This window comes from Streptomyces ortus, from assembly GCF_026341275.1.
GTDB lineage: Bacteria > Actinomycetota > Actinomycetes > Streptomycetales > Streptomycetaceae > Streptomyces > Streptomyces ortus.
Map to the genome: position 1 here is coordinate 592,214 of NZ_JAIFZO010000001.1, position 24,997 is coordinate 617,210.

17 protein-coding genes are annotated in these 24,997 nt (G+C 71.7%); 10 read left to right on the plus strand and 7 right to left on the minus strand.

Annotated features, from left to right (window positions below):
- Positions 1-56 precede the first annotated feature (56 nt).
- The gene (paaK, locus tag K3769_RS02375; RefSeq protein ID WP_267024722.1) at positions 57-1,352 is read right to left on the minus strand and encodes a phenylacetate--CoA ligase PaaK; all 1,296 of its coding nucleotides are present in this window, start codon (positions 1,350-1,352) and stop codon (positions 57-59) included.
- 204 nt (positions 1,353-1,556) lie between these two features.
- On the opposite strand from paaK, the gene K3769_RS02380 reads away from it, so the two are divergent.
- Positions 1,557-2,081 carry a hypothetical protein gene (locus K3769_RS02380; protein ID WP_267024723.1) on the plus strand — a complete coding sequence of 175 codons (525 nt, stop codon included), beginning with the start codon at positions 1,557-1,559 and terminating at the stop codon, positions 2,079-2,081.
- Positions 2,082-2,107: 26 nt separating this feature from the next.
- Here the strand turns inward: K3769_RS02380 and K3769_RS02385 are convergent, their stop codons facing one another.
- The gene (locus K3769_RS02385) at positions 2,108-3,730 is read right to left on the minus strand and encodes an acyl-CoA synthetase (protein ID WP_267024724.1); all 1,623 of its coding nucleotides are present in this window, start codon (positions 3,728-3,730) and stop codon (positions 2,108-2,110) included.
- A 187-nt stretch (positions 3,731-3,917) separates the two neighbouring features.
- Here K3769_RS02385 and K3769_RS02390 point away from each other — a divergent pair, with 187 nt between their 5' ends.
- The 8 genes from K3769_RS02390 (at position 3,918) to K3769_RS02430 (ending at position 15,483) form a co-directional block, all read left to right on the plus strand.
- The gene (locus K3769_RS02390; protein ID WP_267024725.1) at positions 3,918-4,718 is read left to right on the plus strand and encodes a crotonase/enoyl-CoA hydratase family protein; all 801 of its coding nucleotides are present in this window, start codon (positions 3,918-3,920) and stop codon (positions 4,716-4,718) included.
- Between the two features lie 172 nt (positions 4,719-4,890).
- Positions 4,891-5,835 (plus strand): Zn-ribbon domain-containing OB-fold protein, encoded by a 945-nt coding sequence (locus K3769_RS02395; protein ID WP_267024726.1) that lies wholly within the window; start codon positions 4,891-4,893, stop codon positions 5,833-5,835.
- Positions 5,836-5,889: 54 nt separating this feature from the next.
- Complete coding sequence (locus K3769_RS02400) at positions 5,890-6,972, plus strand: thiolase family protein (RefSeq protein ID WP_267024727.1); 1,083 nt, start codon at positions 5,890-5,892, stop codon at positions 6,970-6,972.
- Between the two features lie 119 nt (positions 6,973-7,091).
- Positions 7,092-8,243, plus strand: coding sequence for a thiolase family protein (locus K3769_RS02405; RefSeq protein WP_267024728.1), 1,152 nt, complete (start codon positions 7,092-7,094; stop codon positions 8,241-8,243).
- An 82-nt stretch (positions 8,244-8,325) separates the two neighbouring features.
- Positions 8,326-8,568 carry a DUF397 domain-containing protein gene (locus K3769_RS02410; RefSeq protein ID WP_055617755.1) on the plus strand — a complete coding sequence of 81 codons (243 nt, stop codon included), beginning with the start codon at positions 8,326-8,328 and terminating at the stop codon, positions 8,566-8,568.
- Positions 8,569-9,067: 499 nt separating this feature from the next.
- The gene (locus tag K3769_RS02420; protein WP_267024729.1) at positions 9,068-12,292 is read left to right on the plus strand and encodes an ATP-binding protein; all 3,225 of its coding nucleotides are present in this window, start codon (positions 9,068-9,070) and stop codon (positions 12,290-12,292) included.
- A 118-nt stretch (positions 12,293-12,410) separates the two neighbouring features.
- On the plus strand, positions 12,411-12,908 hold the full coding sequence (locus tag K3769_RS02425; protein WP_267024730.1) for a hypothetical protein: 498 nt from the start codon (positions 12,411-12,413) through the stop codon (positions 12,906-12,908).
- A gap of 91 nt (positions 12,909-12,999) precedes the next feature.
- Complete coding sequence (locus K3769_RS02430) at positions 13,000-15,483, plus strand: glycoside hydrolase family 95 protein (protein ID WP_282566011.1); 2,484 nt, start codon at positions 13,000-13,002, stop codon at positions 15,481-15,483.
- Here K3769_RS02430 and K3769_RS02435 read toward each other — a convergent pair.
- The 4 genes from K3769_RS02435 to K3769_RS02450 form a co-directional block, all read right to left on the minus strand.
- A complete protein-coding gene (locus K3769_RS02435) occupies positions 15,480-16,706 on the minus strand; it encodes a type III PLP-dependent enzyme (RefSeq protein ID WP_267024731.1) in 1,227 nt (408 codons plus the stop codon). The genes K3769_RS02430 and K3769_RS02435 overlap by 4 nt on opposite strands.
- On the minus strand, positions 16,703-18,646 hold the full coding sequence (locus K3769_RS02440) for an IucA/IucC family protein (RefSeq protein ID WP_267024732.1): 1,944 nt from the start codon (positions 18,644-18,646) through the stop codon (positions 16,703-16,705). The genes K3769_RS02435 and K3769_RS02440 overlap by 4 nt, the downstream gene beginning before the upstream one ends.
- Positions 18,647-18,745: 99 nt before the next feature.
- Positions 18,746-20,554: an IucA/IucC family protein gene (locus K3769_RS02445; protein WP_372514847.1), complete on the minus strand. Its 1,809-nt coding sequence runs from the start codon at positions 20,552-20,554 to the stop codon at positions 18,746-18,748.
- Positions 20,551-21,732, minus strand: a complete 1,182-nt coding sequence (locus K3769_RS02450; RefSeq protein WP_267024733.1) for an ATP-grasp domain-containing protein — start codon at positions 21,730-21,732, stop codon at positions 20,551-20,553. The genes K3769_RS02445 and K3769_RS02450 overlap by 4 nt, the downstream gene beginning before the upstream one ends.
- A 140-nt stretch (positions 21,733-21,872) precedes the next feature.
- Here K3769_RS02450 and K3769_RS02455 point away from each other — a divergent pair, with 140 nt between their 5' ends.
- Complete coding sequence (locus K3769_RS02455; protein WP_267024734.1) at positions 21,873-22,727, plus strand: (2Fe-2S)-binding protein; 855 nt, start codon at positions 21,873-21,875, stop codon at positions 22,725-22,727.
- Positions 22,728-22,786: 59 nt separating this feature from the next.
- Here the strand turns inward: K3769_RS02455 and K3769_RS02460 are convergent, their stop codons facing one another.
- The gene (locus K3769_RS02460) at positions 22,787-24,823 is read right to left on the minus strand and encodes an N-acetylmuramoyl-L-alanine amidase (protein ID WP_267024735.1); all 2,037 of its coding nucleotides are present in this window, start codon (positions 24,821-24,823) and stop codon (positions 22,787-22,789) included.
- Between the last annotated feature and the right edge of the window lie 174 nt (positions 24,824-24,997).

Here is a 24,997-nt window from a genome sequence, read left to right on the forward strand (position 1 = left end):
GGGCTCCGGCGCCCCGGGGAGCGCCGGGGAGCGCCGGGGAGCGCCCGCGCGGACGGTCAGCGCGGGCGCAGGTCCACGATGCGCCTGATCTTGCCCACCGACCGTTCCAGCGACTCCGGTTCGACGATCTCGACCGCCGCCGAGACGCCGATACCGTCCTTGACGGCCGCCGCGATGGCGCGCGCGGCGGCGTCGCGGATCTCCGGACCGGCGCCCGCCCGCGCCTCGGCCCGCACGGTCAGCGCGTCGAGGCGGCCCTCGCGGGTCAGCCGCAGCTGGAAGTGCGGGGCGACGCCCGGTGTCCGCAGGACGATCTCCTCGACCTGGGTGGGGAAGAGGTTCACGCCGCGCACGATGACCAGGTCGTCACTGCGGCCGGTGATCTTCCGCATCCGGCGGAAGACGCGGGCCGTGCCGGGCAGCAGCGTGGTCAGGTCCCGGGTCCGGTAGCGGATGACGGGCATGGCCTCCTTGGTGAGGGAGGTGAACACCAGCTCGCCCTCCTCGCCGTCCGGCAGCACCTCACCCGTGAGCGGATCGACGACCTCCGGGTAGAAGTGGTCCTCCCAGATGTGCAGTCCGTCCTTCGTCTCCACACACTCCTGGGCCACCCCGGGGCCGATCACCTCCGACAGCCCGTAGATGTCGACCGCGTCGAGGGCGAACCGCTCCTCGATCTCCCGGCGCATCTCCTCGGTCCACGGCTCGGCACCGAAGATGCCCACGCGGAGCGAGGTGTGGCGCGGATCCACCCCCTGCCGCTCGAACTCGTCGAGGATCGTCAGCATGTAGGAGGGCGTCACCATGATGATCCCGGGTTTCAGGTCCTGGATCAGCTGGACCTGGCGCGCGGTCATCCCGCCGGACGCGGGAATCACCGTACAGCCGAGCCGTTCGGCGCCGTAGTGGGCGCCGAGCCCGCCGGTGAACAGGCCGTAGCCGTAGGCCACCTGTGCGATGTCGCCGGACCGGCCGCCCGCCGCGCGGATCGAGCGGGCCACCATGTCGGACCACATGGAGAGGTCGTTCTCGGTGTACCCGACGACCGTGGGCAGCCCCGTGGTGCCACTGGAGGCATGGATGCGGCGGACACGGTCCCGCGGCACGGCGAACATTCCGTACGGGTAGTTGTCGCGCAGGTCCGCCTTCGTGGTGAAGGGGAAGCGGGCCAGATCGGCGAGCGAGTGGCAGTCCTCGGGCCGCAGCCCCGCCTTGTCGAAGGAGTCGCGGTAGAACGGCACGTTCTCGTAGGCGTGCCGCAGGGTGGTCCGCAACCGCTCCAGCTGGAGCGCGCGCAGGCCGTCGGCGTCGAGCCGTTCGCCCGCGTCCAGCAGGTCCGTCACATCCGCCACAGGCCTTCTCCCTCGCCCTTGGACCATTACCAATTCGGGCGACCGATCATTCGGTCGAGTCCTCGGGGATCAAGTAATCCAGCCGTACGGGCGGCCGTCAAGGCGTGCGGCGGGAACCGGTTCCGGCGATCACCCCTCTTCCTGGCCGTACGGATGAGCGGGCGCGCGGACGGACGGGCGATGTCCGGGAGACGGAGGGTCGCGATGTCACGCAGTGGGGGAAGGACCGTCGGGGTGGGCGGGCTGGTCGCCGTCCTGGCGCTGGTCTGTCTCGGGTGGGCGCTCTGGGCGACGGCTTCCGCCGACTCCGGGGGCGGCGAGGGCACGCGGACCGGCGCAGGGCGGACCGAGGACACACGGGCCGGGGATCCGCGGGCCGGTGACTCGCGGGCCGCGGGGGTGAAAGTGCCCTGTCGGGAGGCGTTGCGGTTCGCGGATCAGGAGCGGCTGCCGTCCGGGGCGAAGGGCGCGGCCTGCGTCATGCGGCACGGCATCGACACGCAGTACGACATCCGGTTCCGTATCGGCCGGACCGACCTCGACACCTGGCTCGCCGCCACCTACCCCGACTTGGAGTTGCGCACGGGCTGCGCCCAGGAGGATGCCGACCGCTGCGGAGTGCTCACCCTGGACCCGTACGCCGACGGAGGCGCCGTGGCCGTGGAACTGACGGTGCGGGACGAGGCCGACGGCCGGACCCTCGTACACTACCGGCCCTTCGACACGTGAACCGACGGGGGATGTGACGGAGGCTCTCAGTGTGCGGCGGCGTCCGCCGCCACCGACCGTGCCCACCGGTAGTCCGCCTTGCCGCTCGGGGACCGCTGGATGGAGTCCGCGATCACCAGCTGGCGCGGGATCTTGTAGCCCGCCAGATGGGTACGGCAGTGGGTCTGGATCTCGTCCAGGGAGGGCCGCCCCCCGCCCTCGCGCAACTGCACCACGGCCGCCACATGGTTGCCCCAGGTCTCGTCGGGCACTCCGGCCACCAGCGCGTCGTACACGTCGGGGTGCGACTTGAGCGCCTGCTCGACCTCCTCCGGATACACCTTCTCCCCGCCGGTGTTGATGCACTGCGAGCCACGGCCGAGCACGGTGACGACGCCCTCCTCGTCGACGGTCGCCATGTCGCCCAGCAGCACCCACCGCTCCCCGTCCCTCTCGAAGAAGGTCTCGGCGGTCTTCCGCGGGTCGTTGTAGTAGCCGAGCGGTACATGTCCGCGCTGCGCGATACGGCCCGGCTCACCGACGGCCACCGGCTCGAACGTCGCCGGATCCACCACGCGGGTACGGGAGTTGACCTGGATGCGGAAGCCGCGGCCAGGGCCCGAGTCGGCGGTCGCCGTGCCGTTGAACCCGGACTCCGACGAGCCGAAGTTGTTGAGCAGCATCACGTTCGGCACGAGGGCCTGGAACTGGGCGCGCACCGTCTCCGACATGATCGCGCCGGATGAGGAGACGCTGAACAGGGACGAGCAGTCGGTGCCCTTCATCGGCCCGTTCAGCGCGTCGATCAGGGGCCGCAGCATCGCGTCACCGACCAGCGACGCGCTGGTCACCTTCTCCTTCTGGATGGTCCGCAGCACCTTGTCGGGTACGAACTTGCTGTGGATGACGATGCGTTGTCCGAAGTTGAAGCCGATGAAGGCGGTGAGGGTCGACGTGCCGTGCATCAGCGGAGCCGTGGGAAAGAAGGTGATCCCGTCGCCGCCGGCCGCCACCCGCTCGGCCAGCTCCTCCGGTTTCTTCACCGGCTCCCCGGTCGGCGCTCCACCGCCCAATCCCGAGAAGAACAGGTCCTCCTGACGCCACATCACTCCCTTCGGCATCCCGGTCGTGCCGCCGGTGTAGATGATGAACTGGTCGTCGCCCGACCGTGCCGGGAAGCCCCGCCGGGTGGATCCGGTGGCCTCGGCAGCGGCGAAGTCCACCGCCGGCAACGGGGGTGCGTCCAGGTCCGGGACCCCCACCCGTACGAGGAGGCGCAGCGCCGGGGTGCGCGGCAGGGCCGCCGCCACCCGCTCGGTGAACTCCGCGTCGAAGACCAGCGCCACCAGGTCGGCGTCCCGGTAGAGGTAGATCAACTCCTCTTCGATATAGCGGTAGTTGACGTTGACCGGCACGATCCGCGCCTTCAGGCACCCGAGGACGGTCTGCAGGTACTCGATGCCGTTGTAGAGGTGCAGGCCGAGGTGCTCGCCGGGACGGATGCCGCTGTCGATCAGGTGGTGGGCGACGCGGTTGGCCGCCGCGTCCAGCTCCGCGTAGGTGAGGCGGCGTTCGGCTCCCGTACCGGGGTGGTCGATGTGGACCAGCGCCTCACGGTCGGGGACCACGTCGACGACCGACTCGAACAGGTCGGCAAGGTTGTACTCCACCGTTCCTCCTGACCCCGGCAAGCATCGACGAAGGCACGTGCGTCATCGCTTCGCCGGTCATCAGAGCAAAGCCCGCCACAACTGTGAAGGGTCCGCGCAGAAGAAATCTGACTGTCTGTCAGAAAACCCTTGAACTGCTTCGGCGCCTCCTGCAACCTGTTCTCGTTCCTGAGACGGGAGGACGGCTATGGGTGGGACGGAACACCTCACCGTGCAGCGCGAAGGCGCCACACTGGTGCTCACGCTCAACAGGCCCGAGGCCAAGAACGCGCTCTCGCTGCCGATGCTGGTCGGCCTGTACGACGGCTGGGTCGAGGCCGACGAGGACGACGCCGTCCGCTCGATCGTCCTGACCGGCGCGGGCGGCGCGTTCTGCGCGGGCATGGACCTCAAGGCCCTCGCGGGGAAGGGGATGGAGGGGCAGCGGCACCGGGAGCGCCTCACGGCCGACCCCGATCTGCACTGGAAGGCGATGCTGCGTCATCACCGGCCACGCAAACCCGTGATCGCCGCCGTCGAGGGCCACTGTGTGGCCGGCGGCACCGAGATCCTGCAGGGGACCGACATCCGGGTCGCGGGGGAGTCCGCCACGTTCGGGCTCTTCGAGGTGCGGCGCGGGCTGTTTCCGATCGGAGGTTCGACGGTCCGGCTCCAGCGGCAGATTCCGCGTACGCACGCGCTGGAGATGCTGCTGACCGGGCGGCCGTACTCGGCCCGCGAGGCCGCCGGTATCGGGCTGATCGGGCACGTCGTGCCGGACGGGACCGCGCTGGAGAAGGCCCTGGCCATCGCCGAGCAGGTCAACGCCTGCGGGCCGCTCGCCGTCGAGGCGGTGAAGGCATCGGTGTACGAGACGGCGGAGCTCAGTGAGTCCGAAGGGCTGGCCGCCGAGCTGAAGCGGGGGTGGCCGGTGTTCGACACCGCCGATGCGAAGGAAGGGGCTCGGGCTTTTGCCGAGCGGCGGCCCGCGGTGTATCGGCGGGAGTGAGCCCCGCTGCGCCTTGCCGAGCCTCGCCGTCAGGTCCCTTCGCGGGAGGCCGGTTCATCGGTGCGGGTCCGTCGTGGCTGGTCGCGCAGTTCCCCGCGCCCCTGACGGGGCGCTGCCCGTGACGGGGCCTTGCCCCTGACGGGGGCGATAGCCCCCTGTGTGAGGAGATTCCGTGCCTGAAGTTCTCAAAGCTCCCCTCGTCGTCGAGTTTCCCTTCACCCGGTCCCTCGGGCCGGTCCAGAGCGCGTTCCTCACCGGCTTGCGTGAGCGCGTCGTGTTCGGGGTGCGGACCGGGGACGGCCGGGTGCTCGTCCCGCCCGTCGAGTACGACCCCGTCACCTCCGAGGAGTTGAGCGAGCTCGTCGAGGTCGCGGCCACCGGGACCGTCACCACCTGGGCCTGGAACCACGAACCCCGCCGGGGACAGCCGCTCGACCGGCCGTTCGCCTGGGTGCTGGTCCGGCTCGACGGAGCCGACACCGCCCTGCTGCACGCGCTCGACGCCCCCGGCGGCCCCGACTCCGTGCACACCGGTATGCGTGTCCGGGTCCGCTGGGCCGCGGAACGCTCCGGTGGTATCACGGACCTCGCCTGCTTCGAGCCCCACGACGACGGCATCTCCGAACTCACGGGCAGCGACGGGCGGTTCGAGGACCTGGTGACCGGCATCGTCGTCCCCGCCCGGCTCGACTACACCTACTCGCCGGGGCGTGCGCAGACCGCCTACATCCAGGCGCTCGCCGAGCGGCGGGTCGTCGGGGAGCGCTGTCCGTCGTGCCGCAAGGTCTACGTCCCGCCGAGAGGTGCGTGCCCCACCTGTGGCGTGGCCACATCGGAACGGGTCGAGGTGGGTCCGCGCGGCACGGTGACGACCTACTGCATCGTCAACATCAAGGCGAAGAACCTCGACATCGAAGTGCCCTACGTCTACGCGCACATCGCCCTCGACGGCGCCGACCTCGCCCTGCACGGCCGGATCGGCGGCATCCCCTACGACCAGGTGCGCATGGGGCTGCGGGTCGAGCCGGTGTGGGCGGACGGGGGCGGCCACCCCGACCACTACCGGCCCACCGGCGAACCCGACGCGGACTACGAGACGTACAAGGAGCTGGTGTAGATGACTGCGTCGAGGCCCGAATCCAGGCCCGAATCCAGGCCTGCACCGAGGCCCGTGCAGAGGCCGGCCCCGAGGTCCGCGCCCGGCCCGCTCAGGGACATCGCGGTCGTCGCCTTCGCGCAGACCGACCACCGGCGCACCAGCGACGAGCTCTCCGAGGTGGAGATGCTCATGCCGGTCCTGCACCAGGTGCTCGCGCAGACCGGGCTGAAGACCAGCGACATCGGCTTCACCTGCTCCGGCTCCACGGACTATCTCGCGGGCCGCGCGTTCTCCTTCACCATGGCCCTCGACGGTGTGGGAGCCTGGCCGCCGATCTCCGAGTCGCACGTGGAGATGGACGGCGCGTGGGCGCTGTACGAGGCCTGGACGAAGCTCCTCACCGGCGACGCGGACACCGCGCTGGTGTACGCGTACGGCAAGTCGTCGCCCGGCTCCATACGCGATGTGCTGACCCGGCAGCTCGACCCGTACTACGTGGCCCCCCTGTGGCCCGACTCCGTCGCCCTGGCCGCACTCCAGGCGCAGGCACTCATCGACGCGGGCGACACGGACGAGCCGGCGCTCGCCGCCGTCGCCACCCGCAGCCGGACCGCCGCCACCGACAACTCCCATGCCCAGCTGCGCGGTTCGGTGCCACGGGGCGAGTACGCCGTACGCCCCCTGCGCACCGGAGACTGCCCGCCCATCGGCGACGGGGCCGCCGCGGTGATCCTCGCCGCGGGGGAACGGGCTCGTGAACTGTGCGAGCGGCCCGCCTGGATACGGGGCATCGACCACCGCATCGAGGCGCACGGCCTGGGGGTACGGGATCTGACCGACTCGCCGTCCACGCGGCTGGCGGCGGAACGGGCCGGGCTCTTCGAACGACCCGTCGACACCGCCGAGTTGCATGCTCCGTTCAGCTCCCAGGAAGTGGTGCTGCGCAAAGCCCTGCGGCTCGGTGACGGTGTCGACGTCAATCCGTCCGGGGGAGCGCTCGCCGCGAATCCCGTCATGGCCGCGGGCCTCATCCGGATCGGCGAGGCGGCGGACCGGATCCGGCGCGGTCACTCCGACCGGGCGCTGGCCCACGCCACGTCGGGGCCCTGCCTCCAGCAGAACCTGGTCGCCGTACTGGAAGGAGACCCGCGATGAGCCCCGCAACGACCCCCGGCACGACCCCCGTGAGGAGTCCTGCGACGCGCCCCGCGACCGTACCCGCGCCCGGACCTGCGACGGGACCAGCGACGGGACCCGCGACGGCCAAGGAGCCCGTGGCCGTCGTCGGGATCGGCCAGACCAAGCACGTCGCCGCCCGACGGGACGTGTCGATCGCGGGGCTCGTCCGAGAGGCGGCGCAACGCGCGCTCGCCGACGCGGAGTTGACCTGGGCCGACATCGACGCCGTCGTCATCGGCAAGGCGCCCGACTTCTTCGAGGGCGTCATGATGCCCGAGCTCTACCTCGCCGACGCCCTCGGCGCGGTCGGCAAACCGATGCTGCGCGTGCACACCGCGGGCTCCGTCGGCGGCTCCACCGCGCTCGTCGCCACCAACCTCGTCGCGGGCCGCGTGCACGGCACCGTACTGACCCTCGCCTACGAGAAGCAGTCCGAGTCGAACGCCATGTGGGGCCTGTCCCTGCCGATCCCCTTCCAGCAGCCCCTGCTCGCCGGAGCGGGCGGCTTCTTCGCCCCGCACGTGCGCGCCTACATGCGACGCACCGGCGCCCCCGACACGGTCGGCTCCCTGGTCGCGTACAAGGACCGCCGCAACGCGCTCAAGAATCCGTACGCGCATCTGCACGAGCACGACATCACGCTGGAGAAGGTCCAGGCCTCGCCGATGCTCTGGGACCCGATCCGCTACTCGGAGACCTGCCCGTCCTCCGACGGCGCCTGCGCGATGGTCCTCACCGACCGGGCGGGGGCGGCCCGGTCGCCGCGGCCGGCCGCCTGGATGCACGGCGGCGCGATGCGCAGCGAACCGACTCTCTTCGCGGGCAAGGACTTCGTCTCCCCGCAGGCCGGCAAGGACTGCGCGGCCGACGTGTACCGGCAGGCGGGCATCGCGGACCCCCGCCGGGACATCGACGCGGTCGAGATGTACGTCCCGTTCTCCTGGTACGAGCCCATGTGGCTGGAGAACCTGGGCTTCGCCGACGAGGGCGAGGGCTGGAAACTCACCGAGTCCGGGGTCACGGAACTGGACGGCGACCTTCCGGTGAACATGTCGGGCGGGGTGCTCTCCACCAATCCCATCGGGGCGTCCGGGATGATCCGGTTCGCCGAAGCCGCGCTCCAGGTGCGGGGACAGGCCGGAGAACACCAGGTGGAGGGCGCCCGCCGGGTCCTCGGGCACGCCTACGGCGGCGGCTCCCAGTTCTTCTCGATGTGGCTGGTCGGAGCCGAGCCGCCCACCTCCTGAACTGTCCCTCTTACGTGGCCTGTGCGCGGCAGGTGCCGAAAGCTAGGCTGGCCGCGGACGACGAACCGGGAGGAGCACGGACGTGGCCGAAAGCACCATCCAGCAGCACCCGCTCGCGGGCTGGGACAAGCCGGAGCTTGACCTCAGCAGCGCCGACTGGCATTCGAGCAGCCGTGGGCAGGGGGATGTCCAGATCGCCTTTGTCGAGGGTTTCATCGCGATGCGCAACAGTGGCCGCCCGGAAAGCCCGTCCTTGATCTTCACGCCCGCGGAGTGGGGCGCGTTCGTGTCGGGGGCGCGGGAGGGGGAGTTCGACCTCACCTGAGATCCGACCCCGGTCGCCTTCGCGGTTGCGGTCGCGGTCGCCTTCGTGTTCGCCGAGGCCGCACGCTGTGCGCCCCGGCGGGCCGGGCTGCTCCCCTTGCGGGATGCCGTCGAATTGGCTGACCGCGCGAGCCGCTCTGCTCCCGGCGTCCCGGCGACGAGGGAGTAACCCTCGCACTCGAACAGGAGGACGCCGCTCGCTGCTCGCCGCTCGCTGTCGGGCGCACGGCCGCCGTCGCCCCGGCCCTCGCCGAAGAGGGCCTGAGCTGCGACGTCGTCGCGGGCTTCCGCCCCGCGCACCTCTTCGTCCCGCACGGGCGGGCCGCCGGAGCCGTGGCCCTGCTGGAACAACCGGCCGACCGCTCCGGTCGGTAACGGCCGGACGGGCCCGCGGCCCTCGCCCCCGGCGTACGCTGAGGTGCCTGTAAGCCACGGTGCGCACCGTCTCCCCGCGTCGGCCGCACCACCGTGGCAGGGGGTGCGTCATGGGGCGGCAGGGCATGCGGAGCAGCAGAACGCTCTTCGAACGCGAGATGGAACTCGCGGCCGTGGACGAGGCGTTGGCCGAGCTGACCGGGCTGCGCACGGCTTCCGCTTCCGAACTCGGCGCGGACCCGCTCGGGCTCCGCACGATCGCCACCGAAGTCCCCACGGCCACCCCCGGCCCGGATCAGTCGCACCACACGGCCCCCGAGCCGCACCGAGAAGACACCGAACAGCGACCCTCGAAGCCGCACCGGAAGACCGTCCGCCCGCATTGGAAGCCCACACGGCAACGGGCCGCCACTTCTCGCGAGGCCGCCACCACCGGCGGGGAGGCCGCTCCGGGCGCAGACGGGACCCGTCATGAGGGTGCCACTGTCCGGGCCCGGGGTGGGATGCTTGCCTTCGCCGGGCGGGCCGGGATCGGCAAGACGCGGCTGCTCGCCGAAGTGCGCAGGCGCGCCGAGGCGAAGGGCTGCACGGTCCTGTCCGCACGCGGCGGCGAACAGGAACAGCGCGTCGCGTTCCACGTCGCACGCCAACTCCTCCAACCCCACCTGGCAGGCGTCCCCGAGCCCGAACTCCGTACCTCCCTGGGCAGTTGGTACGCCATCGTCGGGCCCGCGCTCGGCCTGTGCGCCGCCACCGACGGCCCGCCACCCGACCAGCAGGGTTTGCGCGACGGACTCGACTGGGTCCTCACCCACCTCGCCGTGCGCCGCGCCCCGATGGTCCTCGTCCTCGACGACGCCCACTGGGCCGACCCCGAGTCGCTGCGGTGGCTCGCCGCGTTCGCGCCCCGCGCCGAACAACTGCCCCTGCTCCTCGTCGTCGCCTACCGGCCCGACGAACTCCCGGACCACGCCGAGGCGTTCAGAGGCCTGCCCGGCCGCGCGGGCGGACGCCCCCTCGATCTGGAACCGCTGAGCGCCGACGGCGTCGCCCGCCTGGTGCGCGAGGCGCTCGGCACCCGGGCCGACGACGCGTTCTGCCGCGAGTGCTGGGCCGTCACCGCGGGCAACCCGTTCGAGACCGTCGAGCTCACCGCGAAGGTACGCGACCGCGGCCTGGCCCCGACCGAACCGGGCGCGCACCTGCTGCGCGACCTGGCCGCCGCCGTCAAGGGCAGCGGACTCGTCGCCCGCCTCGAACGCCTCGGCACCTCCACCGTCCGCTTCGCCTGGGCGTGCGCCCTCCTCGGCACCGAGATCTCCCCGACGCTCGCCGCGGCCGTCGCGGGCCTCGGCTCCGAGGAGGCGGCCGACGCGGCGGACACCCTGCGCGACGCCCGTATCCTCACCGGCGCCGCGACCGGCGAGGGCGCACTCGAATTCGTCCACCCGCTCATCGCCACCGCCGTCTACCGGGCCATCCCCGGCAGCTTCCGCGTCGCGCTGCACGGACAGGCCGCCTGGTGCGTCATCGACGCGGGGCTCGGTCCGTCCGCCGCCGCCCGGCACCTCATGGAGACCCACCCCGACGGCGACACCTGGGTCGTCCGGCAACTGCGGGCCGCCGCCCGCGAGACCCTGCGCGCCGGAGCCCCCGACGCCGCGCGCCGCCACCTGGCCCGCGCCCTGCGCGAACCCCCGCCCCTCGCGGAACGCGCCGCCGTCCTCTACGAACTCGGCTGCGCCTCCCTGCTCACCGAGCCCGCGACCACCGTCAACCATCTGCGGGCCGCCCTCCAGGAGCCGATCGACGACCCCGGGCTGCGCCACAACATCGTCTACCGGCTCTCCCAGGTCCTCGCCCACAGCGACCGGCTCGGCGAGGCCTCCGACACCCTCGCCCGCGAGATCAGGGTGACCGGCGACGTACGCGTACGGCTGCGGATGCAGTCGGAACAGTTCATGTGGGACGCCTTCCGCGCCGACGAACCCGAGTCGCCGGCCCGCTCCCGCCGGCTGGCCAGGCTCGCCGACCGGCTCACCGGCCGCGACCTCACCGAGCGCTATGTGATCGGCCTGCGCGCCTGGGACGCCACCCTGCGCGGCGAACCCGCGCACATCGCCGTCCACCACGCGGAGCGTGCCCTGGCCGGCGGCTTCGGCTGGGCCGAGGCCGACCGCGGCTTCGAGGTGCCCGTCCTCGTCGCGCTCGCCTTCATGTACGCCGACCGGCCGGGGCGCACCGAGGAACTGTTCGCCGCCGGGATCGCCGACTTCGAACGGCAGGGCTGGCACGGCGCCCACCTCTCCTTCGGCTACACGCTCCTCGCGTACGTACGTTTCCGCCGCGGCCGGCTCGCCGAGGCCGAGGACTTCGTCCGCGCGGGGCTCGGGCTGGCCGAACGGGTCGGCCCCGGCACCCCCGCCCACTGGTACGCGGTCGGCATCCTCGTCGAGGTCCTGCTCGCCCGCGGCCGGCTCACCGAGGCCACGCAGCTCGCCGAGGGCCACGCCTTCCGGGAACCGTTCCCCGCCGCCGTCGTCTTCCCGGACGCGCAGACCGTGTACGGCGAGCTGCTGCTGGCCAGAGGCCTCGCCAAGGACGCCGCCGCCGAACTCGCCGCGGCGGGGCGACGCCTCGACCCGCGCGGCATGCGCAACCCGGCCTGGTGTCCGTGGCAGCTGCACCTGGCCCGCGCCGAGAGCCACGACGCTCCGGAGCGGGCGGTGGCCACGGCGGCCGAAGCGGTGCGGCGGGCCCGGCAGTACGGGGCGCCGTCGGCGGTCGGCCAGGCGCTGCGCGCGGCGGCCGACGTCTCCTCGGGGCTGGCCCGCGTCAACCTCCTCGAAGAGTCCGTCGGACATCTGGAGCGCTCCCCGGCCGCGTACGAACTGGCCTGCGCGCTCGTCGCCCTCGGCGCGGAGCTGCGCCGCGGCAGCCGTCCCGGGGAGGCCGCCGAGCACCTCTACCGAGGGCTGGACACGGCCGTGCAGTGCGGTGCCGACGGGCTGGTCGAGGAGGCGCGCGACGAACTGGCGGCAGCCGGGCTGCGGCCCCACCGCCTGCACAGCGCCGAGACGGACGCCCTCACCGCCCGGGAGTGCGCGGTGGCGGAACTGACCACGCGGGGACTCACCACGGCGGCCATCGCGGAACGGCTCCACACGCAGGAGACCGCGGTGGTGCGGCTGCTGTCGGCGGTGTACCGCAAGGTCGGAACGGAGCGGACGGGACTGGGGGCGGCCCTGGGGACGGCGCGGCGGGAGAGCCCCGGGGCGCCGCACCGGGCGCAGAGCCAAGTACGTCCAGTACGAGGCTCTACGCCCGGCACACCGAGAGCACGCACCTGACGCCGCGCAGCCGCCCTACGGGCGACGACGGGAATTGTCAGACAGACCCTAGGGTCTGCGGCGTCGGTGGGCGCCGACCCCACGGCCGTACGCCCTCCGATGCACGTACCATTGCGGCATGTCCTTCCTCCGCCGCCGCAGCGCCACTCCCGCCGGGCCAGACTTCGACGTTCTGGCCATGGATCCGGGCGACTGGCCGGGCAATCTCGGCGCGGGCCTGCTGCCCGCCCCCGATGGCAGCTGCCAGGGTGTGTTCCTGCGTTACGACCTGTTCGGCGGGCGCGGTCCGGCGATGATCATCGGCAACCTGCCTGAGGGCTCCCCGGCCCGGGACGTCGCCGAGGGAGAGGTCCCGTTCGAGGTGGCCCAGCTGCTGCAGGCGCTGGAGAACGACGAAGAGGTCGTCGTCACCGGCGCCGAGGACATGCCGGTCATGCAGGGGGACAACCTCCTCATCGTGCGCCGCCTGAAGCTCTCCGAGACGCGTATCTCCTGTGTGCAGTTCGACCGCAGCGACAAGGTCCTCGTGACGATCGCCGCCTGGGACCGCCCCATCACCGACGACCTGTACGCGCTGTTGAAGCCGCTGCCCGCAGAGCTGTTCCAGCAGGGCTGAACCTTCCGGCGGGTGAACCGCTTCTCCGCCTCCCTTCGTCTTTGTCATGACCCTTGCCGCTGAGGTGATCGGACCTCTAGCGTCAGGGGTCATGTCGTTTCAGTCACCTGAACCACACGATGCGCAGTCGGCCCTTGCACTCTCCCGAAGAGCCACCATCAGGACGGCAGTTGGCGGTGCGGCCGGTCTCGCCCTGGGTTCCGGAGCGCTTGGTCCCATCGAGGCGGCGGTTGCGGACGCGCCGGATACATCGGATGTGTCGTCGGCGGCGCCGCCACCGTCACCCGGGCTTTCGTCCCTCTGGTACACCGCCCCGGCCGACGACTGGGAACGTGAAGCACTGCCCATAGGCAACGGCGCCCTCGGAGCGACGGTCTTCGGGACACTCGGCTCCGAGCGACTGCAGCTCAACGAGAAGACCCTCTGGACCGGTGGTCCCGGTTCGGTCCAGGGCTACGACCACGGGAACTGGCGCGACGCCCGCCCCGGCGCGATCACCGCCGTGCAGGACCGCATCGACACCGCCACCCGCCTCGACCCCGAAGCCGTGGCCGACGAACTCGGCCAGCCGAAGAGCGGGTACGGCGCCCACCAGACCCTCGGCGACCTCCACATCGACGTGCCGGACGCCCCGGCGACGCCCCCGGACACCTACCGGCGCGAACTCGACATCGCCGACGCCGTGGCGACCGTCCTCTACACCCACCAACAGGTCCGCCACCGACGCGAGTTCTTCGCCTCGTACCCCGACGGGGTGGTCGCGGGACGGCTGAGCGCGGACCGGCCGGCAAGCGTCGCCTTCACCCTCCGCCACACCTCGCCCCGCGACGACTTCACCGTCACCTCCGCCACCACCGGAGCGGGCGGAAGGATGACGGTGCGCGGCGCACTGGCCGACAACGGCCTGCGCTTCGAGGTACAGATCCGCGTACGCGCACACGGCAAGGGCGCCACCGTCACCGCGAACTCCGACGGCACCCTCACCGTGACGGCCGCCGACAGCGCCTGGTTCGTGCTGGCCGCCGGGACGGACTACGCCGACACGTACCCCGACTACCGGGGCGAGGACCCGCATCCGGCCGTCACCCACGCCGTCGACGCGGCGGCCGGCGAACAGTACGACACCCTGATGGCCCGTCACATCCGTGACCACCGAGCCCTGTTCGGACGCGTGGCGCTGGACGTACGCGCCGAAGCCCCCGACATCCCGACGGACCAGCTGCTCGCGGACTACACCGGTGGCCCCACGGCCACGGACCGCGCCCTGGAAGCCCTCTACTTCCAGTACGGCCGCTACCTCCTCATCGCCTCCTCGCGGCCCGGTTCGCTGCCCGCCAATCTCCAGGGCCTCTGGAACAACAGCACGTCACCGCCCTGGTCGGCCGACTACCACGTCAACATCAACCTGCAGATGAACTACTGGCCCGCCGAGGCCGCGAACCTCGCCGAGGCCACGGCGCCCTACGACCGCTTCGTCGAGGCGCTGCGCGCACCGGGACGCCGCACGGCGAAGGAGATGTTCGGCTCGCGTGGCTGGGTCGTGCACAACGAGACCAACCCGTACGGCTTCACCGGCGTGCACGACTGGGCCACCGCCTTCTGGTTCCCCGAAGCGGCCGCCTGGCTGACCCAACAGCTGTACGAGCACTACCGGTTCGGCGGCTCCGTTGAGTACCTGCGCTCGACGGCGTACCCGGTGATGAAGGAGGCCGCCGAGTTCTGGCTCGACAACCTGCGCACCGATCCGCGCGACGGCACGCTCGTCGTCACCCCCAGCTACTCGCCCGAGCACGGTGACTTCACGGCGGGCGCGGCCATGTCCCAGCAGATCGTGCACGACCTGCTGACCAACACCCTGGAGGCGGCCCGCACCCTGGGCGACAGCCCCGCGTTGCGCGCCGAACTGGAGAACACCCTCGCCCGTCTGGACCCGGGTCTGCGGATCGGCTCCTGGGGCCAGCTCCAGGAGTGGAAGGCGGATCTGGACGACCCCAAGGACGACCACCGGCACGTCTCCCACCTCTACGCACTGCACCCCGGCCGCCTGATCGAGCCCGGCAGCGCGTGGGCCGACGCCGCGAAAGTCTCACTCACGGCGCGTGGGGACGGTGGCACCGGCTGGTCCAAGGCCTGGAAGATCAACTTCTGGGCGCGGCTGCGCGACGGCGACCACGCACACCGGATACTCGCCGAACAGCTCAAGTCGTCCACCCTGCCCAACCTCTGGGACACGCACCCGCCGTTCCAGATCGACGGCAACTTCGGAGCGACGTCCGGCGTCGTCGAGATGCTGCTGCAGAGCCAGTACGACGTCATCGAGATCCTTCCCGCGCTGCCGGCCGCCTGGCGGGACGGATCGGTCCGTGGGCTGCGTGCCCGCGGCGGCGCCACCGTCGGCATCGAATGGGCCGACGGCCGCGCGACCCGCGTCACCCTGACCGCTTCCCGCACGCGGCGCCTCACCGTCCGCGGCGACCTGGTGCCGGACGGCGAGACCACGTTGAAGGCGATCGCGGGCCGGACCTACGTCTGGGACGCATGGCCCGCTGAGGGAGCGGCATCCGAAGGTGCCTAGGGGGTGTCCGCGAAGTCCGGTGCGTCGATGAAGTGGAAGCCGGGGTGCGGGTGCATCAGGAAGTCGTGGTGGGAGATGTTCCACGCGTAGGCTCCCGCGAGCCCGAACGCCACACGGTCGCCCGCACGCAGCGCCGACACGGGGACGTGCCGGGCCAGGACGTCCTTCGGAGTGCACAACTGGCCCACGAGCGTGACGAGTTCGCCCCGTGAGACCGGCCGGGCCCACGGATGCGGCCAGTCCTCCACCCCGAGGAGGGTGCAGGGCTGGTCGTGCCCCTTGGTCGCCGGAGTGCGCAGGTGATGGGTGCCGCCCCGCACCACGGCGAACTCCTCGTCGTGGCTCGGCTTCACGTCCAGTACCTCGGTCACGTACCAGCCGCAGTACGCCGTCAGCGCCCGCCCGGGTTCGACACGCAGCGTCAGACCCGGGTGCCGCGCGAGAAGCCGGGCGAGCCCGGTCCCGTACGCGGCCCAGTCGAAGCGCTCGTCGGGAGCCGCGTAGTCGACCGTCATTCCCCCGCCGACGTTCACCTCCGCCGGCCGTACCCCGTGCCGCTCCGCCAGTCGAACGGACCGGTCCACGACGGACCCGGCCACCGCGACCTGCTCCCGGGCCCCGAGTCCGCTGGCCAGATGGGCATGCACGCCCTTGAGTTCGAGCTGCGGATACGTGCCGTCGGTGAGCAGCCCCATCACCGTGTCGGCCTGGGCCGGATCCAGGCCGAAGGGGGAGGGGCGCCCGCCCATGGCGAGGGAACTCGCCGCCAACGAGTCGGCGGCGACGGGGAGGTTGAGACGCGGCAGTACCCCCACCCGGTCGTCGGGGCGCACCTGACGGGCCAGCTCGGCCAGCATGTGCAGCTCGTACTCGCTCTCCACATGGAAGCGCTCCACGCCCAGCTCCAGCGCGGCGACGATCTCGTCAGGAGTCTTGCCGGGACCGCCGAAGGCCAGCGGGCGTCCCGGCACCGCCTTGGCGACATGGGCGAGTTCGCCGCCCGACGCGACCTCGTATCCGTCCACGTACGGGCTCAGCGCGGCCAGGATCTCCGGCTCCGGGTTGGCCTTCGCCGCGTAGTACAGCTCGACGCGCTCGGGCAGACAGGCTCGCACGGCCGCCGCGTGCGCGCGCAGCGCCGCCACGTCGTAGATGTAGGCGGGCAGTTCAGCGGAGGGCAGGGAGAGCGCCCGGTCCCGTACGGCGTCGGTGGGATCGGTCATCGGGCGCTCCCGGACGAGTTCGTGGTCGGGCGGGACGGGGCGTCCTCGCCGAGTGGTTCACCGAGCGGTGAGGCCAGGCGGACGTAGCCGGCCTCGCGGTCGGCCTTTCGCTCCCAGCGGGTCAGGAGGTTCGTCTTGGCGGGCAGGGGCACTCCCGCGAGCAGCGCGGCCAGCGGCGGCGGGCAGCCGTACCGGTCGGCGTACGTCCGCAGGGTGCCCCGCACCTCCGCCCACAACGCGGCCTCGGTACGGGGATGCAGATCGGCGACGGCCGCGAGCAGTTCGGCGACGTGGTTCACGAGCAGGCAGTAGACGACCCGGTCCCAGCCGCGCCGCGCGTCGTACGTCATCGGGTCCGCGACCTCGGGCGGCAGTGAGGCAAGTGTCTCGGCGTGCCGCTCGGGCACGAGTTTGGTGCCTTCCAGGTCGCGGAAGAGCACCTGGGCGGGCATGCCGTCGCCGTCGACGCAGATCAGCACGTTCTGCAGGTGCGGTTCCAGTACGAGCCCGTGGTCGAAGTAGGCCGCGAGCACCGGCGGCACGAGGAGTCGCAGATAGGCCGTCCACCAGTCGAGCGCGGTCCGCGGCCCGGCCCCGTCGAGGAGCCGGGAGATGTGCGCCGGACCGGTGGGGTACTCGTCCGCCACGGCCGCCGCGAGCAGCGGGGTGGTACCGGGCAGGAGCCGGTGGGCCAGCCCCTCGCGGACGATGACGCCGAAGCCCTCGAGCAGGTCGCGGTCCGGTGTTCCGTCGGGTCCCGGCAGGGCGAGGCTGCGGTAGGCGGGCTCGCGGAGCACCGCGCTGCCGGGGAACCGCTCGGCCAGGTCGGCCAGCACCGGACCCAGCACCCGGGTGAGCGCGACGGCGCCGGACAGTTCGTAACTGGCGTTTTTGCGCAGGCAGTTGGTGATTCTGATGTTCAGGCTGAACTTCAGGAACGACTCGCCGTCGTACAGGGTCCGGACGGAGGCGGTGGCCGCGAACGGCCGGCCGCCCTCCCCGAGATCGAGGACGTCCCCGCGTTCGAGAGCCGCGCGCAGTGCCGGGTGCTCGCGCAGCATCTCGTACTGCCAGGGGTGCGCGGGCAGCAGCCGGTAGCCCTCGGGGAGGGAGACGGGTGAGATCGGCCGGTCGAGTACGTCCAGGGCGCCGGGCTCCGCAGATTCCTCGGCGATCAGGTGTTCGCGTACGGCGAGGTGGCGCAGCGGGAAGACCGCGCCGGCCTCCGGTGCGTAGGCGGGCCAGGAGTCCGCGTTTCCGGTGCGGGCCTTGGGCGTGGGGTGGAAGCGGTGTCCGAACAGCAGGGACTGCTCGGAGGCGAGGTAGGCGGCGACGGGCGTGTCCGCCCCCGCCCGGCCGTTCCCGCTCCGTACGCGGTGAGCCTCGCTCCGTACGCGGTGAGCCTCGCTCCGTACGCGGTGAGCCTCGCTCCGTACGCGGTGAGCCTCGCTCCGTACGCGGTGAGTCCCGGTCCGTACGCGGTGAGTCCCGGTCCGTGAGGGGAGGGACGCGGCGATACTCCGGTGGCTGGAGTCGATCTGCTCCAGGAACTCCTCGTTGCGCACGCCGGTCCGCAGGGACAGCTCCTCCTGCGTGTGCTCCGCCAGTCGCCGCCAGCCGATCTCGTTCCAGCCGCCGTCGGCCGTCCGCTCGCTCACCGGTCCGGTGAAGCGGTGCGCGCCGAGCATCGACGTACGGCGCAGCGCGACCCGCAGCAGCACACCTCGGCGGGGCAGCCGCAGCAGCAGATACCGGTCGGTGAGGGCGGTCTGATGCTCGGGCGCCGACACCTCGCGCACCAGACAGTTGAGGAGCGTGTGCGCCACGACCTCGTCGGCCGAGGGGAGGTGAGGATGCGCCGCGAGGTTGGCCACGGGGGCGCCGGTGCGGCTCGGGACGGCGAGGAAGGTGCTACCGAGGGACTCGGCCAGCGAGGGCATGTGCGGCTCCAGCAAAGGCGAAGAGAGCGAAGAACGGTCGCGCGTAGAGGGATCCGGGCGCGGGGCGGGGAGGAGGCCGGCAGCGTCGACCCCCGGCACTCATGCCGAAGCCCCGGCGGAACGCAGGTAGTTGGGCCCGGTCGTGTAGTGCTTATTGATGTCGGCCGCACCCGAGCGTTCCTTGGTGAGGAGCGTTCCGGCGGTGACCATCGCCTTGACGGGAAGGACCGGCGCGTCCAGCACCTGGGCCCGCAGCACGGCACCGGGTTCGCCCGCGCCCGTCCCGAGCCGCTCGATGGCCTCGGTGAGCCGGTCGCGTACGAGCCGCAGCAACACCGGCAGGGGAACCCGGCCGTGCCCCGCCAACCCGAACGCGTAGGCGCCCGCACACAGATGGACCGTGATGGTGGTGAACAGGTCGACGACGGGCCGGTCGCCCTCGGTGAACGTCCTGACGTCGTCGAAGTCGGCGAGCCGTGGAGCCGCCGTCCCCAGCCGCTCGCTCAGACGCGCGCGGTTGATGCGCGGCCCGTCGTTGTCCTTGAACAGCAGGCGCAGCCGTGTGCGGCCGTCGTGCCGTGGGTCCAGCACCAGTGAGATGTTCTGCTGGTGCGACTCAAGCGCGATCCCGTACCCGAACAGGGTGGTCTGCCAGTCGAAGAGCAGGGTCAGAAGGGCGTCCAGCAGTCCGAGGACGTCACCGTCGTAGAAGCGGTCGGCCAGCGGGTCGACGACCGGTCGCCCGTCGGGCGCCTCGGCCAGGAGCGCGGCCATGGGGACGACGACGGAGTCCTGGAGGCCGTCGGGGTACCGGCGGAACAGCGCGGCGAGCAACTCGTGCCCGGCATGGGCGTACAGGGTCTCGTCGGCGTGCAGGATCGTGCTCCGGAACCGCGGCTCACGGTCGACGATGTGCTCGATCAGACGCTGTCCCGCCACCCCGTCGCGGAGGGTGCCGGGCTTGACGGTCCGGCGGTTGCGCAGCCCCAGGGTGGCGGTGGGCAGGGGGAGTTTGACGTGCAGGAGCGGCTGCCCGGTCAGGGCCACGGTCCGCATCGACAGGGTGGGCACGGCTTCGAGGTGGGCCCGTTCGGCGAGCACGGCCCGGTCCGCAAGTCCGGTGGCGCGCAGGGCCCTTTCCAGGGCATGCCCGACGGTCAACGGGTGTACGGGCAGCGCCACATGCGTGTGATCGAGTCCCGCGAGTCCGAGCCGTGCGGGGGTGGGCCAGCCGTCCGGAAGTGTTCCGGTGACCGCATCGGACGGTAGCGCGAGCCAGCGCAGAGGAAACCGGGGCGCGAACTCCGGTGCGTATGAACGGAGTTGCGGCTCGCCCAGCCCCGAGCGTCCGCGTGCGGTGGGGTAGACGGGATGGTCCGCGTAGGCGGCGAGGGCGTCGAACGCCAGCCCTTTCGTCATCCCCGACCAGAACGCGGGGTCGTCGCCGTGACGGGCCGTCAGTCGGTCGACCACCTCGCCACGGACCGCCCTGTGCAGCCGCATGGTGGCCAGCGTCTGGCGGCATTCCTCGGCGAACGCGTCGTATCCGTCCCGGTCCAGGGGGTGTGCGAGGTCGCGCAAGGCGGCGAGGATCGCGTCGCACGTCCGGTGCGCCACGGACCCTCCGGATACGCCGAAGTCCCGCACCAGCAGCGGCAGTCGGGCCGCGTACGCGCACTGGAACCCGTCCTCGACGACCGGCAGCAGCAGGGACTGTCCCTCACCGGCGTCCCGTCGCAGCCAGGCGCCGTCCGGCCGGTGCACGAGCCTGCCGGCCGAACGCAGACCGACGACGTCCTCACGCAGCAGGGCGCTGAGCACCCGGATCACCAGCGTGCCCCGGGAGGTGCCGGCCTCCGCGCCGGAGTCACCGCCACCGGCACCGGTCCCGGGGAACGAACCGGTCACGGCTGGATCTCCCACCGCTGTCCGGCCAGGAACCCGGCCACCGCCTTGTCCACGTCCTCCTGGACGGTTCCGATGGCCCGCACCACGCCGAGGAAGTCGCGGTTGGTGCGGTACACCTCGTGCCGCTCACCGATCTCCCGGAGCGGCCGATAGGTCAACCGCACCCCGTCGACCGTGAGTTCGGCGGCGGGCGGGGCCGCCGTCAGTGTTCCCGCGCTCTTCGCGTACGGGTAGTCCAGCCGGGCCACGCCGTCGCGCCGTTCACCGAGCGAGGCGGGCAGGGGTTCGCCCAGATGCGTACGCAGGATGTGTTCGAAGAGTGGGATCTCCAGCAGGTGCGCCAGCAGCAGATCGCACTGGTCGCCTATGGCGCGGTAGTTGACCTCGATGATCCTCGCGCGGCCCTCGTGCACCACGAACTCGGTGTGGCAGGCGCCGAAACCGACGCCTAGCGCGTCGAGTTGAGCAAGTACCTGAGTGACCGCCGAATCGGGATGGGCCGCGACGAAGGTCAGCCGCTCCTCGATGAAGTACGGCTGCGGGGAGAGTTCGGTGTGGAAGCCGCCCAGGACATGGCGGACGTGACCGTCTCCCAGCGTCTCCAGGGTGTACAGCTCCCCGGGCAGATACTCCTCGACGACCAGGGCGGCCCCGGGGTGCCGACCGCGGATCTCCGCGCAGCGGGCCAGCAGTTCCGCGGGGCCCTCGACGCGTACGACGTCCTCGCTGGCCACGCCCTCGCGCGGCTTGACGACGGCCGGGTACGGCACGTCGAGGGCGGCCACGTCCGTGTCTTTGGTGATCTCCGCCGACCACACCGTGTCCACGTCGGCGGAGGCGAGACGGCGCCGCATCTCCGCCTTGTCCTTGGTGCGCAGGGCGACCCGCCAGTCCTTGCCCGGCAGGCCGAAGTAGTCGGCGGCCAGAGCGGTCTGCGTCTGCAGATGGTCGCTGTTGGAGAAGATCGCGTCGGGGCGGCCGAGCGCCGAGACGCCGGTGACGACGGAACGGAAGTCGCGGACGTCGCACTCCACGATCTCGATCTCCGGATACACGCGCCGATGGGCGTCCGGCTGGTCGGTGAGCACGGTCACGTCGAGGCCGAGCCGTGCGGCGGCCGGGAGGAAGCCTTCGGTGACGGAGTCGGTGGGGTTGCGGGCAAGCAGGTACATACGCACGCGGGGGAACAACTTCCGCTCGTGGGTCGGTCGCAGTCACATCAAGTGGGGGGCGTGTCGTCACGCACTGCTGTGAACGATCTCTATACTAAGGTAAGGCTTACCTGCATATCTTGCTTTCCCCCTGCACAGGAGTACCGATGACCGTGGCCCTGGAGACTGTCTCGACCGGTGCGCCCACGGCCGTGTCGGCCCTGCTCCTCGACACGTATCGCCAACTGGTACGGGTGTGCCCGGCCCTGACGGTGCGCGTGGCGGACCCGGCGGAGGACTTCACCCGAAAGGGCTTGAGCGGCGCGGAGTTGACGAAGGACCAGGAGGCCCTTGAGGCGTTCCTGGCGGCCGAGGATTCCCGCATCCGGGCACGCCACGACCACGTCCCGCGCCGCGACGTCGCCGCGTCCCGCGCCCTCCACGACTACGCGTGGTCGGTCGGCCTGCTGATGAGCGGCGTCTGGTACCTCACCGGCCGCGTGCCGCGTGTCCGCCCCGAGGACGTACGGATCGACCTGTCGTCCGGCATGTTCCAGATCACCCCCGGACCGGACCTGGCCTGTCTGCCCAAGGACGCGGCCGGCTCACTCCCCGGAGTCCTGAGGGTCCCGCACGAGGAGGCGCTGCGGGCGGAGCTGAGGGTCGCCGTCGCCGACCACATGGAGCCGCTGCTCTCCGCGATCGCTCCCTACGTCCGGCGCGGCCCGCGCGCGCTGTGGGGCCTGGTCACCGACGACCTCGTCTCCGGCATCTGGTACCTGGGCCGCATGCTCGGCCGGGAGGAGGAGTCCGTACGGGCCGCCACCGCGCTGCTGCCCTCAGCCGTCGCACCCTTCCCCGGCGGAGCGGACTTCCGCCACCTCACCGGCGGCGACGGCCGGCAGCACCCGACCCGCACCCGTATGGGCTGCTGCCTCTACTACACGATCCGCCCCGCCGAGGCCTGCGGCACCTGCCCGCGCACCTGCGACGCAGAGCGGCTGCGCCGGATCGAGTCCTGAACCCGGCGCAGCCTGCCTTCCTGCTTCCCGCCTCTTGCCTGCTGCTTCCTGCCTCCTGCTCAGGCCGACGGCGTCACCCGCACATCGGCGGCCCGTACGAACGCCACCCGGTGTCCGAACTGGATCTCGTAGTACATGTCCGAACCCCGCACCACCCGGTGCGGCGTCGTGTCGAAGGTCGGCGCGTAGAAGTACTCGCCGGGCACCTTGTCACCGACCGCGTACTTCTGACCCGCGAGCAGCTTGTACGGCAGCGGCGACACCGACTGGACGGGCACACCCTCCGGGTACGCCTCCTTCTCCGGGTACGCGCGGCCGTACACGGGGATCTCGGTCAGTCCGGCCTTCGGGGTGAGGACGGCACCGGCCGCGTTCACCGCCGTCGGCTGCTTCGCCGGGTTCTTGAACCAGGCCTTCTGGCCGAGGTACCAGATCGCGGTCCAGTCGCCGTCGCGCCCGGCGACCGCGTACCGCTGCCCGGTGGAGACCCGTGAACCGAGATCGTTCACACCGGTCGTGGAGTCGCCGCCGCCGGGCCGCAGACCGATGTCCTTGACGAGCGGGGCGTCCTCGCGCGGCTCGGTGTAGAGGCGTACGGCGCTCGATCCGTGGACGGCGCAGGGCTCGCCCGCCGTGACGCAGCCGGTGAACACCGGCTTGTTCGTGGCGAACTTCGGCGCGATGGTCACCAGCCCGCCCTTCGGCCCCGCCGTGGCGCGCAGCGGCTTGCCGAGCAACGCGAAATAGTGCTGCCAGTCCCAGTACGGGCCAGGGTCCGTGTGCATCCCCGGGATGGTCGCGGTCGTCGTACCGGGCACGGTGTCGTGGCCCAGGATGTGCTGCCGGTCCAGCGGGATGCCGTACTTCTTGGCCAGGTACGACACCAGACGCGCCGAGGACCGGTACATCGCCTCCGTGTACCAGGTGTCGGGCGCGGTCAGGAAACCCTCGTGCTCCAGGCCGATCGACTTGGAGTTGATGTACCAGTTGCCCGCGTGCCAGGCCACGTCCTTGGCCTTCACATGCTGGGCGATGTGCCCGTCGCTGGAACGCAGGGTGTACTGCCACGACACATAGGTCGGGTCCTGTACGAGGTTGAGGACGCCGTCCCACGCGCCCTCGGTGTCGTGGACGACGATGTACTTGATGCTCTGGGACTTCGGCCGGTCGCCCAGATCGTGGTTGCCGTAGTCGCCGTCGCCGAACTCCTCGTACGGCGCCGGAATCCACTCGCAGGACACGGTCGGGGGACACTCGGTGCTGCCCGCGGCCGGCGCCCGCAGCCCAGCCCTCTTCAACTGGGCCGTCGCCGGGCGCACCCGCGGCTGCGCGGCGAGCGCGATCCGCTGCCCCGCGTCCGTCGTGCGCTCCTCGCCGCGCCGGATCACGTCGAAGACGTCGTCGGCGTACGTGGCCGCCGTCGCCGTGTCGTCGGCGCCCGAGTAGCGCGCCACCGCGCCGTACCAGTCGGCCGCGTCGTCACTGAGCGGCTCGCCGAGCTGCTTCTGGGCCGCGGCCAGCAGCGCGGCACCGCCCGCCACGTTCGCGGCGGCATCCGTCCGCAGCCGCTCCGCAGGGATGCCGCTCAGCTCCGAGGCCTTGACCAGGGTCTTGAGGCGGGCCGGAAGCTCGGCGTTCTCCGGGACCTCGGGGTCCGCATCCTGGGCGTCGGGCAGCCGGGGGCCGCGTGAATCGTCACCGCGCGCGTCCTCCGTACCGTCGCTGTGGTGCGGCGCCACCGTCCGGGCGATCGCCGTACGGGCGTCGGTCAGATGCATCGGGCCGTAACCGCCCGTCACGCTCGGAGCACCCTCGTGCGTGTCCCACCGGGACTGCAGATAGGAGACGGCGAGCAGCACGCTCCGCGGGACGTCGTACGCGTCGGCGGCACTGGCGAAAGCATTCTGCAGCTGCGCGGAGGACGCGGAGGGCGCCGAGGACGCGGACGTCGGGCCGCTCTCGCCGTCGGCGACGCCGTCGTACGGAGCGGCGCCGAGCAGGGGCAGCAGCAGCGCGGCCGAGGCGACGGCACCCGCGGTCCGGCGGGTACGTCTGTGCCGGACGGAAGTGCTGGGGTCGGTGGGGGATCCTCGCAAAGCAGGCCTCCTGGGACGATCGGGCGTGACGGTGCGTACGGGGGCGGGTGTGCGTCAGTGGTACCGGCTCTCCGACGATCCGTCAATCATTCCCAGAGGCGGACGATTTCCCACGTCAGCGGCGCGGGTTCACCGAAATCGGTGCGGTGGCGACCCGGCCTGCGAGGCGTCAGT

Bases quoted from the DNA above. Each gene is read 5' to 3' on its own strand.
- K3769_RS02390 (WP_267024725.1), top strand. From the start codon at position 3,918: ATGGGTGGGACGGAACACCTCACCGTGCAGCGCGAAGGCGCCACACTG.
- K3769_RS02440 (WP_267024732.1), bottom strand. From the start codon at position 18,646: ATGCCCTCGCTGGCCGAGTCCCTCGGTAGCACCTTCCTCGCCGTCCCG.
- K3769_RS02380 (WP_267024723.1), top strand. From the start codon at position 1,557: ATGTCACGCAGTGGGGGAAGGACCGTCGGGGTGGGCGGGCTGGTCGCC.
- K3769_RS02420 (WP_267024729.1), top strand. From the start codon at position 9,068: ATGCGGAGCAGCAGAACGCTCTTCGAACGCGAGATGGAACTCGCGGCC.
- K3769_RS02435 (WP_267024731.1), bottom strand. From the start codon at position 16,706: ATGACCGATCCCACCGACGCCGTACGGGACCGGGCGCTCTCCCTGCCC.
- K3769_RS02455 (WP_267024734.1), top strand. From the start codon at position 21,873: ATGACCGTGGCCCTGGAGACTGTCTCGACCGGTGCGCCCACGGCCGTG.
- K3769_RS02430 (WP_282566011.1), top strand. From the start codon at position 13,000: ATGTCGTTTCAGTCACCTGAACCACACGATGCGCAGTCGGCCCTTGCA.
- K3769_RS02425 (WP_267024730.1), top strand. From the start codon at position 12,411: ATGTCCTTCCTCCGCCGCCGCAGCGCCACTCCCGCCGGGCCAGACTTC.